Raw genomic sequence first — 14,920 nt, 5'->3', positions numbered from 1 at the left:
AATGATCTTAAACCTGCTAAATAGAGCACTCGAATTATCGAGCGCTCTGAACGCATTCGTAATTTAGTTAGAAATCATATCTGGCTGTTAAGCTGATGCGTCTTGGCAACACAGGTCTACCAACGAAAAATTCGCCACCAGAAACCTGACTGTTACCTTGTCTTGGTGAGCCTTCTGTAATTCCTTCGTTATCAAACAAGTTCCACACATTCACGCCCACACGGATCCGTTGGTCATTGTTAAGTTCCCAAGTATATCCAGCGTTAAATGTAGCAATTGTATGGCTATCCAACTCGACTGAATTATCGTCATTAGCGTATGCGTCACCAAAGTAACTAAGTGCTAATCTTGAATCGACAAATCCGTTGTTATAAGAAACGGCTAAATTACCGGTGAACTCAGGTTGTCTTCTAGGCACTTTTCCTGTGTCATTACCTTCAGTAAATTCAGCATCTTGATAAGTAACATTACCTTCAACAACGATTTCATCAGATAAGTTATAACGACCAATGACTTCAGCCCCTATGGTTTCAGTTGATTGTGTTTTTACGAGTTCTATAAGTCCTCCCGAGCCGTCATTTTCAAAATCAACTGATCGTCTGTTGTCCAAATTTGCAATGAACAATGAAGCGTCAATGTATAAATCTTTAGGGAAATATTTAAAGCCGATTGCACCCAGTGTAATATCTTCACCTTCGTAGCTTTGTGGCTCTCCGTTAGGATCAAAGGTAATACTTCTGATTTGTGGGAAGAAATAACCTTTAGAGGCGTTTGCATATAGGTTTAAATCACTGTCTTCCATTTTATAAAGTAATGCGGCAGAAAATGCAGCTTCAGTGGTAGAGACCTCACCATAGGTGAACTTGCCGTTACCGGTAGTATTCACTTGCAAATTAGGTGCTAAGCTTGGATCATCTGAAACCACTACTACTTCACTACCTTCTGATTTGGATGTCCCCACTGCGCGTTCTATTCTCATACCTACATCAAACGCCCAACTTTCGTTTTCCATTTGATCGGTGATATAAAAGGCCGTGCGTTTACTGGTCAAATCTTTGTTAGTGTAACTAGTGCCCGGTCCAATGACACCGTTTCTGGAATACATTACCGTTTCACCACTTGCGTTAGTAAAGGAAAGGTCTACTAATCGCGCATTTTTGCCATTACTGAAATCAGCTAGGTAACTTGATATGATGTTGTAATCCATCTGTTGAGCATGAATGAAAAAGGTACCTATGTTGACGGTATGGTCAAAACCACCACCCTCTAGCTCACCTGTTAAGTTGAATTCAGTACTAAAAAAATCACCATCACGCTGTCGATCAAGTAAACGGTTACCAAATAACAAATAATCCTCTGGCACTGCTGATCCAGTTTCTGACCAAGTAAAATTAGCTGTTCCTAGCGCACTTAATACATCACCATTAATTGTTCTGGCAGAATTATTTATATATCCATCAAGAGGCTCTGGCGAATTAGCAATACCATCTCCGTCTAGGAACAGGTTAAACTGATGATCATAGCTAGCGGCTTTCGCTTTACCTGCGATACGCCAGCTATCAGTAAGTTCTTTTTCAAAATCAACACCAAACGAGCCACCTTCTGTAGATACACCATCGCGAATCGGTGATTCATATTGACCATTGGCGGTTGGGTAGCTTAGTTCAGCGGCGGCTACAGTTTGCCCTACAAAGACGGTAGAACCATCATTGCCAATAAGCCTATCGCGGCTCGCTCCATCAAGAGGTAGCGGTAAGAAAAACTGAACTTTGTCATTTATCATTTGACCGTGAAATGTAATAAAACCATCATCAAATTCTTTTCGAATATTCCCTCTGATTTGATAGCCTTTTGTAGGTAATCCGGTATCTAAAGGACCTTCATCGTAACGATAGAAACCAGACAATGCGTAATATATATTATCGTCGCTAGACAGTGCTCCGCTATTAAAAAAATCTGTTCTGATTCTGCCATCTTCAGCTATTTCCAGTTGAATGGTGCTCTCTGGGTCATCGCTACCTTTGCGAGAAATGTAATTTATAATACCTGCCACTGAACCTGGTCCGAATAAATTGGAAACTCCACCGCCTACGTACTCTACACGTTCGATGCCGATATCAGGGCGATAATAGACATCCTGTGCAGAAGAAGTCATACCGGATTGAAAAGCTGGCATTCCATCATAATTTAGCGGTGTGAACTGAAATTGACCACCAGATGGCAACCCTCTTACAAATGCATTTGTAGCCACTTCTCCGCCACCACCTTCAACTTTAATACCGGGTACACTCATTAAAATATCAGCTTGGCTAGAAAACCCTGTATTGGCTATATTTTCTTTGTTTATCAACGTGGTTTTCGCTGGTGTATCGGCTTCTGTTCGAGCAACGCTAGAGCCAGTTACGATTATTTTTTCAACATCAGCATTAGTATCGTTAGCATTTTCCTGAGCTGATATTGTCGCAGTAAAAGCCATGGATAAAACGCAAGCTATGGGTGTCATTTTCATTAGTATTTCTCCAGTGTAGTTGCAGACTACAAAGTGCGTAGTTCAATCAAATTATTAATGTTATGTAGCGTACTTGTTAATATTTGAACATAAAAAAAACACAACAACAACCCTTTTTGGGTTGTAAAAATATAATTTATTTATTTTTATGTGTTTTTTTAACTCATAACAATATGTAAAAATTAATATGGGTTGTTAGTGGAGAAACTAAAACCATTGAATTTTAAGGATAATAATTCAGTAATTAGCGTAAACTAGCGGTATAAAAAAATAAGTTAGTTAATATCTGCAAGATATTTAATCTTAGCCCTTGCCAATAAATTACAAACTTTAGTAGAGTCGAGACTTCTTTCGGAGCCTAACTTTTCCGAATTTCTTGTATTATGATAAGTACTAAAATCAAAAATAAGGTCGCACATGCTTTCTTCTAAAAACGGGGTTTATCTAAGAAATAGTTTTAAACTAGGTAAAGGTGGGAAGTTATTTCAGGACAATGAAAGAGATGTGCTTAAATTGGTATTTTGGTCTAAAAATGTAAACCAAAGAACGATAGTCGATGCCACCAAGATACCGCAACAGTCTGTTTCACGATTAGTTAAAAACTTATTGGAAAAAGGCGTACTTTTACAAACCGACCGAATATCTTCATCATCAAGGGGTAACCCTAGTTTTGAGTTGGAACCTAACCCAACTTTTGCTTATTGCTTTGGCTTATCAATTTTATTAGACGCTGTGGGCATCGCGTTAATGGACTTTGCAGGAAATGTGGTTGATACACGTCTTCAAGAGCTAAAAGACATGAGTATTGAAAACGTATTATCCCAGTCTGAGCTAATTGTGAATGATCTGATTAAAGTTAATCATATCGACGAGTCGAAGGTACTGGGAATGGGGGTAGGAATATCTGGTTTTTTCAGTGCTATGGACGGTAAAATGAACACGCACCATTTGATTGAAGAATGGGCTCAAGTCGATATAGCACAAATCGTTTCCTTGCGATTTAAGTTACCTACCTGGGTAGTTAATGATGCCACAGGGGCTGCAGCTGGTGAAGGAATCGCCGGAGTTGGACGAAATTATAAAAACTTCGTATATTTTTTCATTTCTTATGGCTTTGGTGGTGGACTGGTGTCGAATAACGAAGTCTTACGCGGGACATATGGTAACGCTGGTGAGCTAGGTGACATGCTTCCTTCTAAAATATATTCTCATCCCAATCTTGCGTTGTTAAAACGGATACTGATAAAAAACAACGTAGAAGTCCACTCTATTTATAATTTGCATAATAACTTTGATGTCAATTGGCCTGGTGTAGAAGAATGGATCTATAAAGTTCAAGATTCGTTAGACTTGGTTGCAACTGCCTGTTCGGCGTTATTAGATACTCAAGCAATAGTATTAGGAGGTCACATTCCCGTTTCTTTGGCCGAAAAGTTAATCCCAAGGATAGATGTCTATGCTCAATTTCGACGAGGTGCAAAAAGACCGCTTCCCAAAATAGTTACTGCTGGAGTACAAGAGTGTCCTGTCGCCGTCGGTGCAGCGAGCCTGCCATTGCGAGAATTGTGTTTATAGCCAAAAGAACTGCAGATTAAGCAAAAAGTGTCGTTATTAAACCCTGATCATTTCCTTCACTTTATCTCTATGACTGCGACTCACTTTTAATTCAGTGTCATTACTCAGTACGAGATGATACTCACCACTAACATGACTGACCATTTTAGTGACATATTGAATATTGACGATTGCTGAACGATGGGCCCTGACAAACTTTCTGGGATCCAATTCTTCCTCTAGTTCCTTCATAGTGCGGCGCATTATGTGAGTACCATCAGAAGCATGGACACACATATAGTCCCCTGCTGCATCAATCCATTGAATATCGTCAACGGCAACTCGCGTCACTTCGGAACCGTCTTTTATGGCTAAAATAGAAGGATAACGCTTGTTATCAATAGTTTCGCCTGATGCCAGACGTTGTAAAATATCTTCACAATCGTCTCCGGTAAATTCAGCGACGAGTTTAGCTAATTTAACTTTTTGTTCACCTTCACTATTTTGTCCAAATACCGCAGATACTTTTTCGATTGCTACCCGCAAGCGTTTTTCATCGATAGGCTTTAAAACATAATCTAAAGCATGAATATCAAAGGCTTTTATGGCGTAACTATCATAGGCGGTAACAAACACAATAATAGGAACCGGTTGCTGCAATTCTCTGAGTTTATTGATCACTTGAAAACCGTTTAAGCCTGGCATTTGGATATCCAAAAATACCAAATCGGGACGAAGTTGAGGTATCACTGAAACAGCTTCGAGGCCGTTTTGGCACTCCCCTAATACTTCAATATTATCAAATTCTTGCAACCTAACTGCCAAGCCTTTTCTTGCTAATGGCTCGTCATCTACAATCAACGCTTTAATTTTGGTTGTCATGTTCATTCACCTCAAAAGGAATTCGAATGCTCACTTTTATACCCGTAGGCTGATTGTGAGATACGACATAAGAAAAGTTATTTGAATACAATGAGTTGAGTCGTTCTTGGATATTCGGTAATCCAACACCATTGCTACGATTTAATTGACCATTTTCAATATTAGCACCTGGGCCATTGTCACTTACTTCGAGCATCAAATCGCGGCCAAACGATTTAGCGACAACTTTTATTTTACCGCCCTTTTCCATTTTAGAAATAGCATATTTAATCGCATTCTCGATGATTGGTTGCAAAATTAAACTGGGAACCAAGGCTTGGTTACAATCTTCAGCGATATCCCATTCAACGTCTAAGCGATCATCAAAACGTACTTTTTCTATCTCTAAATATAGCTCTAAGGCTTGTATTTCATGCTTAAGTGAAATCTTTTTAATCGGATCTTTATCTAGCGAATAACGCAAAAAGTCACTTAACCGGCTGACCATTGCCTCAGCAGTTTTATTGTCTTTAATTAAAATTAACGTGCTGATCGCATTTAAAGTGTTAAACAAAAAATGCGGATTCAATTGATACCTGAGCATTTTCAAATGTGCTTGGTGGGCCATTGTTGACGCTTTGAGTGCATTTTGCTTTTCTTTTTGCAGCATTTGGAAGTTCTTAATCCCGAAATACAATCCACTCCAACATACCACCATGATCAATGAATTAATGGTGTTAGTGAAATACATAAACCAAGCTTCAGGTCGATAACCGTGTTTATAAATTTCCCAATAATTAATATTTTTCAGAACGGCCCAGAATAAGGCAATAAAATAAGCACTGACGGCTACAGTAAGTAGCATTTTCCATGCAGTTTGTTGATGAGCCCAACGGTATATGTAGCGCAAAGGTATGGTTAACAACCACCCTGCCATTGCATTTAGTGCAATGACAAAAATCCATATTCCGCGTACATCATGTAAGAATGAACCAATATAATAAACAATCGCGAAACCAGCCCACCCTCCGGTATGCAGGGTCCAGAATAGCCTCTCACGATTTTCGAACAGTTTTTGCCAATTGATCAAAGTAAATCTCAAGTGAACAGATTAAGCGTTTATTATACCCTTGCAGATAATCAAAAACTCGTTGTTAATCCCAACCATAGTTGTGTTTGTCGCAAAGTAAGTAATCCGTCGAACTTCCGCAGTTTTTCAACTTGCGATATTCAGTTAAAGACTAAATACCTGTGATTGAACGCCTCAATCAACTGGCTTTTTAAATGTCTCAAATCGGCGTTTTAATATTGAATATTAAAACGTTTTAACCAGTGTACCCACCACCAAGCAGGACCGACTAATAAAAACTGAATATCTTTAAGAAAGGATGGTTTTTTTCCTTCAATTTTATGACCTACAAATTGCAAAATCCACATCACCACAAAAAGCGCTAAGCTAAATTGCCATACGGAAATATCCAAATAAGCTAACAGCCGGATTCCGCCAAAACATAAAATAGTGAATAACGTCATTGCAGCCCCAATTGGGCCAGACAATTTAAAGTAATACCAAAGCACAGGAATAGAAATCACATGGGCCCATGTGATATCGAAATGATCTAAAAATTCAGGGGTGGGAATAGACCAAATTAATGCAAATGTCACAAAATAAATTGCCGGAACGGCAATTCCGTGGATTAAAACATTTGTTTTATTTTGATGACTTTCGCCATATTCATTTAATAACGTTTCGACTCTTCGCATAGATACCTCGTAAATGGAGCAAAAGCTCTGCACATCTTAATTTTATTATTATTAATAGTGATGCCACTCAATTAGGAGTTATCCCCACGACAACGCCCATAATGTCACCCAGTAAAAGGTCAAGCTATCATCAGTTGATGCAACAAACCTTCGACAATTTTTTCTGAAGCCTCGAATTTAACACCTAAGTAAAAACGGGTTTCATCGACTTTTTGATTCATAACTATACCAGTTAATTCGGATATTTTTCCGTCTGGATTTTTAATCGCTAAGGTGATGTGTGTTTTTAGCGCCAATTTTTGTTTCACCAGTTGACGGTCTACTGAGACGCGACAGCCACTTGAAGACAAATCCACTATTAAACCATCAAATAACATCACATCAGATTCAGTTTCTACCACAGTCACAAATACGTGGGCTTGGGCTCGTTGCTCACTTCTCAGTGCATGACACTGAAGTGAAAGCGGAAACGAAGTAAATATATAGTTACCTGGTTTATTCAGTATGACATTAATCTTGACTTTAAATGCGACTACTTCGCCGGCATCTTCTTCGTGAATGTAACGCACGACTAAAACACTATCAGGATATATGACATCCCGTAAATTGCCCCAACGAGCTTCATCAGGAAATTTAATAATTAAACAGCGGCTGCCGTCTAATCCAACAAATTCAGTCTTGATTCTTTTAACCCCAGAAGCAGCCATAACTTGAAGATCCAAAGAAAGTCCGGGTCGCATAGCACGCAATTTACGCAAATCCTCCCGCGTTAAGCCTACTTTGTCCTTTGATATTGCCACCTTTTCGAATTCTCCTAAAAGTTACCTTTTGATTGTCATCAAAACCATTAATCCTTACAAGTTGTATGTTTTTTATCATTTAAACTCTGACTCTACAACTTTTAACTGTCATAACTGAGAATAATATCAATGCTTTAACTGCTTTTAACTTAACTCAACAAAGGCTATCGGTTATGCTAAAGATATCTCGTCCCGTCACTTAATAAGTGATTTATCTGGCGGTTGATTAAATCAATAAAACTATAATAGAGCACAACTTTGCAAACATTTGAACAAGTACATTATTCCGTAACTGTTGACTCCATTGCTGGGCACACATTCAAAATTATTCAAACCATCAACTTTGCTGATCAAGTTGATATCAAGATAAAGTTACCGGCATGGATCCCTGGAAGTTACATGATCCGAGATTTTGCTAAAAATATAGTATCTCTCAAAGCGTACGACGATAATCAAAACAGTTTAGATATTGAAAAATTAGATAAACAAACTTGGAAAGTAAAAGCTGGCAGTGGCAAGATTCATATCGAGAGTATTGTCTATGCCTTTGATTTGTCAGTAAGAAGCGCCTATATATGCGATGAATATGCTTTTTTTAACGGCACCAGCGTTTTCTTTGAAGTGGAGGGCTACTCTGGCCCTTGCAGCGTTGAGATCAACCTTCCTGCAACAAAGTTGGATACCTGGTCTGTTGCAACAGCAATGTTGGAAACCCAATCAAACAAATTAACCAAGAAATTTAGTGCCGATAATTATCAAACTCTGATTGATCATCCAGTGATAATAGGTGAACTGGATATTACCTATTTCAAGGTGCAGGAGGTTGAATTTGAATTTGTTTTGACCGGCTCTCATCAAGTTGATACCGATAGAATTTGTCGCGACTTGCCAAAAATATGTGAGCATCATTTGGCGCTGTTTAACGAAAACACGCCAATTAATCGTTATGTATTCATAACTTTACTCTGTCAATCTGGGTTTGGTGGTTTAGAGCATAGTCATTCGACTGTTTTACAATTCGCTCGCAATCAGCTTCCAAGCAAAGCACAACAACATAAAATGCCCGACGGTTATCGCACATTTTTAAGCTTATGTAGTCACGAGTTATTCCATACTTGGCACGTTAAACGAACCAAGCCTGCGGAATTTATCGATTTAGATTTAAGTAAAGAAACCTATTCTGAACAACTATGGATTTACGAAGGTTTTACCAGCTACATTGATGATCTCAGCTTGTTGCGCTGTGAATTAATCGATGTGCCTAGCTACTTTGAAGTTATTGGACAAACATTAACCCGACTCAAACGTAATCCTGGTTATCTAAAACAAACGGTTACAGAGTCGAGTTATGACGCTTGGACTCGCTTTTATCAACAAGATGCTAGTGCCGCAAATAATATTGTGAGTTATTACGCTAAAGGTGCAGAAATAGCACTATGCCTAGATTTGTTAATACGCAAAGAGTCAGCCAATCGTTTTACCATTTTCGACCTGTTAAAACGACTTTGGCAGCAATTTGGTTACGTCAATATTGGTACCCAAAACGACTCTATTCAAACGATTTTAAAGCAAAATTTAAACATCAATTTAGATGCATTTTTGGAAACGGCTTTATATACCACAACACCTCTCCCTACTGAGCAATTGTTGGCAGACTTCGGTGTTGATATGCACTACAGAGCAAGAAAAGATGCAAATGATAAAGGCGGAAAGCCTGCAGATGAAACCCTCTCTATTGATTTTGGCGCAAGCTTCGAAGCTGCAGCAACGGGCATCTCTATTTTACAAGTTTTAGAAGGTTCACCTGCGTATTTAGCCGGTTTACAGATCAAAGATAACCTAATTGCCATTGAACAATGGCAAGTGAATAAAGATTCTGTATTTACCACGTTAGAAAATTATAGCGAGCAACCAACAGTGAAATTATTTGTGTTCCGTGACGGCAAACTTAAAACGTTTGACATGCCGATTAAAAATGCAGCCAAAGATACAATTTACTTAACGACTTCAAATCTACAAAAACAGGCTTTATGGTTAAACGCTCAGTAAGCCAGTTGTTGTTTGCTCATGTTTTAAAAAGAAACACGCCAATTGGCATAACTTCGAATTACCTTAACAAACCGTTTTATGCCACTTGCCAGTGGCTTTAAAACTGCCAACTCTAAACTATTGGCATTTATTTAAACCTAGCTAGGTCGAATGTTCCCAGCAGATGCGCGTAATTGAGATTGAATTACCAATAACCGCCATTTTTATTCACAATTGCCGAAAGCATAAAACCAATAGTGGCACTGCACAAAACCAGACCAATTAAGAAAAATGGCGTAAATTTAGCGATTGCGAATCGTACATTCCGTCTTTCTATGCTGTCGATAACTTCATCTAGATCTGATTCATCGTAGTGATATCGATTAACGATATAGCGAGATGAATCACCTACTTCAGTGAAGTAAAAATGATATTTATCTAATAACTCTCTTAACCGCACGGGATCCATCTTCGTTTGCTTTAATACATCTTCAAAGGCAACGCCGTTTGGTTCAAATCCGTCCAATACTTGATGTATTTTCACCACTTCAGACGCCTTCATGGGTTTGATCCCGATAATCGTACTCATGTCTAAATCGTATTTCATTGCAGAAACCTTTGTTTATGACTCAATACAAAATATATCACCAAAACAAGTTAGCCATGGTACAGTTTTTAGCAAAGATTTTAGTTTATTCAGAAGGTCTTGCAGGGACGAGTAACGCTGGGTCTACTCGTTGATTTTGCCAATTCATTCGCCAATCCAAATGTGCTCCAGTAACTCGGCCAGTGGCACCAATTTCAGCAACCAACTGCCCTTGTTCAACCTGCTCCCCCACTTTCACATGACCTGCATGCAAATGTAAAAAAGTAGAAGAAACACCATGACCATGGTCAATAATCATAGTACCACCCGAATAATACATATCAGGTACCCAGAGTGTCACCACGCCTGCAGCCGGAGCATAAACAGGAGTGCCCGTAGGTGCTGCTACATCGAGTCCAAAGTGCGGTCTTTTGGGTTGTCCGTTTAACACCCGTTGACTGCCATAAACGCCACTAATTGGTCCTTCAGCAGGCCAAATAAACGATTGCATAAAATCGATGCGCGAGTCTCGAAGCGCACGGGCTTTTGCGACCTGTTGGTTATCTAGGCGAATTCTGGCTAACACATCTTCCGGAGGTGTCACCATTTTAGGAGGTAAGCCTTCAATGCGTTGAACATCATATTCACGCTTTTTTAAAATGATATCTTGTTGTTGTTTAGGTTGTTCTGGCGCCTGCCAACTTAGTTCATGCTCAAGGGCGGCATCACGCCCGAAACCAAAAACGAAATATCCTTGTTCCGAAACCTCTAAGCTTTTACCATCCAACCAAACTTGACTGCCTACGGGTGCTTTCCCTCGTATCAGTGCACCTTGCGAAAGCTCCCCTTGCAATTCAATAGCAAAGGCATGAACACTCAATATCAAACCCAAGAAACAACAAAACAACGTTTTAAGCATAAGCGATGGCTCCTTTTCCAACCCCTTCAAATGCGAATACTTTAAAATGACTTTGCGGACTCTGTTGTTTCAGATCCAATGCCATGTATTGGGCTAAACATTCTACCGTAGAGTCGGTGTTAACAATTTCGCATTCAGATTTTGGAATAGCTAATGAAAACTCACCTTGCGAGGATTCATAGGTGAAGAAAAAATGTGTTTCCGTGTTCTCTACTTGTCCAGCTAAAACACTTTGTTGGCCGTCAACAATATCTTCTTCACTCCCTATGTAGATGTCTTGCCAACGTTCAGCCCAATATGCCTGCCACGCTAGATTCAATTTATCATTTTCATAAATCACAACCTTTGAGCGGTGCCCATGGGCAATACGCTGACAGTTACCATCGTGTTTTTTTAGGCCATGAGTGTAGTGATAAAACGGTGTGTCTATTACTTCAGGACGCAAAATTAACTCAATACCATCAACATTGCTTGGCAGATGTGTGGCAATCACTTCTTTTAAATATTGGCCAACAGAATCTATATCTACCTCAGAAGCGTAAACAAAAGCATAAGCTTCTGCAGGACACAACAGATGGATCGACTTACCATTGGGTCGTAAAAAATCTACTTTTACTTCATCGGTATTGGGATCGCGTTTGATCTGGCTAAAAGCATGTTCGGCTGGTACGAGTAATTTGTGATCGACATATTCATCGATAAGAAACTTCAATTCTTTCTTAACTTTTCCGAAGTCTAGCACCATGCTTTCTTCATTAAGTTCACCATCTAAAATCACATCGACAATCCAACTTTCACCAACCATCCCTCTTTGTGCACAAAGATAGGAAAAATCCATTACGGTTAAGTCGTTGACAAAAAGCTGCATAGTGTAAAAAAGTCCTGTTATTTTGATGTTGTAAATATCGTTTTATGATTGCGTCAGTATATCGTATTCAAACTAAATCGGCATGTTTGAACACAACAAAGCTAACTATTATGTCGTGTTAACTGATCTTTCAAATTAGGTGGTACCCCTTTAATCAATAGGGTGTCAGAATTCGCATCGTATTGCACTCGATCGCCATACAAAACTCTATCGAAACTCAGACTAATGCCGCCACCTTGACCACTAAACTTGGCAAGGGTTTTTAACGCACTGCGATCGGCCTGAAAGGAAGCTTCCAAAGGCGTTTCTGCTTGTTGGTTAAAATCAACAAAATTGCGACCATCTTCTTGGGGTAGGCTTTGCGACAATTCTTCAATTTGAATATCATCTCCTTGCTCCAATTTAGCTTTATAGTAGTCAGAAACGATTTGCCGTGTTTGCTGCTGCTCTTCTTTGTCTAATTGCTCAGAGGCGATAAACTCGTCTACCGTTTTCAGCAGTTGCTTATTTTGCTGTTTGATATCAACAAGTTCTTCGCAACCGATAAAGTGCATGAAAAAATCAGAGACTTTTCTGCCCATTCGCCCCTTAATAAAACTAATATAACGGTTTTGCTCGGGTTGAGTTTTTAATTGGGTTAAATCGATTCTTACCGCTAATTGCATTTTGGCTAGATCTAGATGATCACTGTAGGTCAATTCTAATCTTTCAGTGATTTCAACGTGCTGTTTAGTATTCAACAACGCAATCATTAGGTATTCGGTGGCTAAAAATTCATAATGGCTGAAGATAACAAAACCGGTTTCCACTGTTGCCATTTCGACCATACTCTTTTTGAGTTTTTCACAACTGGCAACACTAAAATCAATAAAGGTTTCAGGTTCTGCAATCATCGCCAGCAATTCTGAACGAAATTCATCGTTAGCTTTAACCGTATCTTGTTCTGCCGAATCGGTTGACTGAGAAGCTTGATCAATAAAACTACCGACCCCTTTGCCAGGTTTTTGATTGAATACTTGATTAATTTGCTGTGCAAGTGTTTCAATATCTGGAGTGACGTCAAAACAGGTGCTTTTGGGAACAACGGTTAACTCTTGTTGTTCATTAATCCCTAATTGATGTACTACAAAGTGTTGAATAACAGCGCTCATGAAAATCTAACCTTCTAAAAGTTATGGAAAATAAGAAAACCGACTATTGAAAAAACGGCACCTAGTTACTATCTGTTCGAATACTTGTTACTATTCACAAAAATCGGTTTAAAGGTTCAAACATGCCTCAACAATCCAAATATTCAGACGCTCAATTTGAAGCGCTAATGAATGACATCGTATTTGCCCTTGAAAAAAACCAAGCAAATCGAGACTTATCTTTAATGGCGTTGGGTAATGTGATCACCAACATCTTTTTGCATCAAGTAAACGATAACCAGCGCGAAAAAATGGCCGCTCAGTTTACACAAATCTTGATGAAAAGTATCAATGGAAATCAAAAATAAATGATACTCTCAGAAACGCCTCGGCGCATCATGTTAACCAAGCTAGTAGCTTGGGGACATTGGTTTACCCTTTCAAATATTGTCGTTGCTTTGGTGATTGCAGGAATTTACGTTTTTGCATCGCCTTTGCCAGATTCTTTGTTGGGAATAACATTTTTATTAGTCAATTGGGTCAGTCATATTGGCTTTTTAACTTTTTTCGCTTTTGTCATTTTAGTTTTACCTCTGATATATGCTTTCCCTAAGTCTCGGCTTATACGTGGCGCGGCTTCAACGATAGCCGCCATAGGCTTAGCGCTCTTAGCATTTGATGCATTGCTCTACACTAAATATGGATTGCACCTAAATTTCGGCTCTGCGGATCTGATTAAAAGTGAGACTCAACCGGTTATTAATGCGTTTGGCTGGCAACAATGGGGGTTTTTACTCCTTTTATTTGTAGTTTGGCTGTCATTTCAACTTATTTTAGCCAATGCTCTGTGGAAAAGAATTGAACGATTACAAAAATTCCGCTTAGGTATGCCCATTAGCAGTGTATTTGTAACCTGTTTTGTATGCAGTCATGCTTTACATATTTGGGCCGATGCAAATCTCTATCAACCTATTGTAAAACAAGATAATTTGTTTCCTTTATCATACCCAGCAACAGCTAAAGCGCTGATGTCAAAATATGGGTTATTGGACATAGAAAATTATAAGCAACGTAAAGCCTTGCAGTTTGATCGAAGTGTCCATGGCATTAATTATCCTGCTAATCCAGTGTATTGCAGTATTAATACCAACAAACAATTTGTTTTACTTATCCAAACTGACGATGCTGATCTGAATCTGCAAAACAGGGCATTAACCGCCTACAACGATCACTATGATTTAAGCTCGAACCACCACTCTTCTCAATTTTCGAGTTTGTTTGGCTTACCGGAAATTTATACGTCGGAGTTAACCAATAAAACCCCACTAATGGTAGAACTTCCACAAAAGTTAGGATTGCCGGTATTTTTATATTCTGATTTATCTTTAGAAAATTCAAAATTGACTGAGCTAAGCACAAATTTTGAAAGCTTTGTTGCCGCAAGTATTTCCGATAAACCGAAATTAGCCATAGGATTTGTATCCAATGCAAATATTCAACAATTGATAAAATCAGGTGTGTTGAATGGCAACCAAGTGATAATCTCGAAGCTTGCTTCAAATCGAGACGATATTCAGCAAGTGCCGCTATATGCTAATTTCAAACTCGACAAAACCTTATCTAGCCATTTGGACTTCCCTGCTACAGTGTTAGAAAACTTAGGCTGTAAAGCCCTTTCTGATGATTACTCCATCGGACAATCAATGCAGGCTCCTCGTCGCAATTGGTTGGTTGGCACTAAAGGCAGTAAAGTCATTGTGATGCAAAACAGCAATCGCATAGAAGTATTGTCTAACGGTAGCTATAAGATTTTTGACCGTGAGACGGGTGAAGAAAGTATTGAGACGCTTAACACCGGACTGTTAAGTCAGGCAATTAAACATTTAATGCATTTTTATTGA

Annotated in this window: 13 protein-coding genes; 4 read left to right on the top strand and 9 right to left on the bottom strand. The window is 38.9% G+C overall.

Going from position 1 to position 14,920, the window contains the following annotated elements:
• Positions 1-67 precede the first annotated feature (67 nt).
• Complete coding sequence (locus KO530_RS06720) at positions 68-2,509, bottom strand: TonB-dependent receptor plug domain-containing protein (protein WP_216047651.1); 2,442 nt, start codon at positions 2,507-2,509, stop codon at positions 68-70.
• Positions 2,510-2,926: 417 nt separating this feature from the next.
• Between KO530_RS06720 and KO530_RS06715 the strand changes: the two genes are divergently transcribed.
• The gene (locus KO530_RS06715) at positions 2,927-4,084 is read left to right on the top strand and encodes an ROK family transcriptional regulator (RefSeq protein ID WP_216047650.1); all 1,158 of its coding nucleotides are present in this window, start codon (positions 2,927-2,929) and stop codon (positions 4,082-4,084) included.
• A 36-nt stretch (positions 4,085-4,120) separates the two neighbouring features.
• On the opposite strand, the gene KO530_RS06710 is transcribed toward KO530_RS06715, so the two are convergent.
• From KO530_RS06710 to KO530_RS06695, 4 genes are all read right to left on the bottom strand, one after another.
• The gene (locus KO530_RS06710) at positions 4,121-4,945 is read right to left on the bottom strand and encodes a LytR/AlgR family response regulator transcription factor (protein WP_216047649.1); all 825 of its coding nucleotides are present in this window, start codon (positions 4,943-4,945) and stop codon (positions 4,121-4,123) included.
• On the bottom strand, positions 4,929-6,014 hold the full coding sequence (locus KO530_RS06705) for a sensor histidine kinase (protein WP_216047648.1): 1,086 nt from the start codon (positions 6,012-6,014) through the stop codon (positions 4,929-4,931). The genes KO530_RS06710 and KO530_RS06705 overlap by 17 nt, the downstream gene beginning before the upstream one ends.
• A 212-nt stretch (positions 6,015-6,226) precedes the next feature.
• Positions 6,227-6,688, bottom strand: coding sequence for a DUF962 domain-containing protein (locus KO530_RS06700; RefSeq protein ID WP_216047647.1), 462 nt, complete (start codon positions 6,686-6,688; stop codon positions 6,227-6,229).
• Positions 6,689-6,807: 119 nt separating this feature from the next.
• Positions 6,808-7,488, bottom strand: coding sequence for a PilZ domain-containing protein (locus tag KO530_RS06695; protein ID WP_216047646.1), 681 nt, complete (start codon positions 7,486-7,488; stop codon positions 6,808-6,810).
• A 258-nt stretch (positions 7,489-7,746) separates the two neighbouring features.
• Between KO530_RS06695 and KO530_RS06690 the strand changes: the two genes are divergently transcribed.
• Entirely contained in the window at positions 7,747-9,537 is a 1,791-nt protein-coding gene (locus KO530_RS06690; protein ID WP_216047645.1) for a M61 family metallopeptidase, read from the top strand.
• 184 nt (positions 9,538-9,721) lie between these two features.
• Here KO530_RS06690 and KO530_RS06685 read toward each other — a convergent pair whose 3' ends face one another.
• The 4 genes from KO530_RS06685 to yejK form a co-directional block, all read right to left on the bottom strand.
• The gene (locus KO530_RS06685; RefSeq protein WP_216047644.1) at positions 9,722-10,123 is read right to left on the bottom strand and encodes a hypothetical protein; all 402 of its coding nucleotides are present in this window, start codon (positions 10,121-10,123) and stop codon (positions 9,722-9,724) included.
• Positions 10,124-10,208: 85 nt separating this feature from the next.
• On the bottom strand, positions 10,209-11,021 hold the full coding sequence (locus tag KO530_RS06680) for a M23 family metallopeptidase (RefSeq protein WP_216047643.1): 813 nt from the start codon (positions 11,019-11,021) through the stop codon (positions 10,209-10,211).
• A complete protein-coding gene (locus KO530_RS06675; RefSeq protein ID WP_216047642.1) occupies positions 11,014-11,889 on the bottom strand; it encodes a 6-pyruvoyl trahydropterin synthase family protein in 876 nt (291 codons plus the stop codon). The genes KO530_RS06680 and KO530_RS06675 overlap by 8 nt, the downstream gene beginning before the upstream one ends.
• Before the next feature lie 101 nt (positions 11,890-11,990).
• Entirely contained in the window at positions 11,991-13,040 is a 1,050-nt protein-coding gene (gene yejK, locus KO530_RS06670) for a nucleoid-associated protein YejK (protein WP_216047641.1), read from the bottom strand.
• Between the two features lie 122 nt (positions 13,041-13,162).
• Here yejK and KO530_RS06665 point away from each other — a divergent pair, with 122 nt between their 5' ends.
• Positions 13,163-13,387, top strand: a complete 225-nt coding sequence (locus tag KO530_RS06665; protein WP_216047640.1) for a DUF1414 domain-containing protein — start codon at positions 13,163-13,165, stop codon at positions 13,385-13,387.
• Complete coding sequence (locus KO530_RS06660; RefSeq protein ID WP_216047639.1) at positions 13,388-14,920, top strand: DUF3413 domain-containing protein; 1,533 nt, start codon at positions 13,388-13,390, stop codon at positions 14,918-14,920.

It is taken from the genome of Aliiglaciecola lipolytica (genome assembly GCF_018860635.1).
GTDB classification, from domain to species: Bacteria; Pseudomonadota; Gammaproteobacteria; order Enterobacterales; family Alteromonadaceae; genus Aliiglaciecola; species Aliiglaciecola lipolytica_A.
The sequence above is the reverse complement of the archived record's forward strand: the minus strand, read 5'-3'. Positions and strand labels throughout refer to the sequence as shown.

Coding starts and splice junctions, on each gene's coding strand:
- KO530_RS06715 (WP_216047650.1), top strand. CDS start 2,927: ATGCTTTCTTCTAAAAACGGGGTTTATCTAAGAAATAGTTTTAAACTA.
- KO530_RS06720 (WP_216047651.1), bottom strand. CDS start 2,509: ATGAAAATGACACCCATAGCTTGCGTTTTATCCATGGCTTTTACTGCG.
- KO530_RS06660 (WP_216047639.1), top strand. CDS start 13,388: ATGATACTCTCAGAAACGCCTCGGCGCATCATGTTAACCAAGCTAGTA.
- KO530_RS06700 (WP_216047647.1), bottom strand. CDS start 6,688: ATGCGAAGAGTCGAAACGTTATTAAATGAATATGGCGAAAGTCATCAA.
- KO530_RS06675 (WP_216047642.1), bottom strand. CDS start 11,889: ATGCAGCTTTTTGTCAACGACTTAACCGTAATGGATTTTTCCTATCTT.
- KO530_RS06680 (WP_216047643.1), bottom strand. CDS start 11,021: ATGCTTAAAACGTTGTTTTGTTGTTTCTTGGGTTTGATATTGAGTGTT.
- KO530_RS06710 (WP_216047649.1), bottom strand. CDS start 4,945: ATGACAACCAAAATTAAAGCGTTGATTGTAGATGACGAGCCATTAGCA.
- KO530_RS06665 (WP_216047640.1), top strand. CDS start 13,163: ATGCCTCAACAATCCAAATATTCAGACGCTCAATTTGAAGCGCTAATG.
- KO530_RS06685 (WP_216047644.1), bottom strand. CDS start 10,123: ATGAAATACGATTTAGACATGAGTACGATTATCGGGATCAAACCCATG.
- yejK (WP_216047641.1), bottom strand. CDS start 13,040: ATGAGCGCTGTTATTCAACACTTTGTAGTACATCAATTAGGGATTAAT.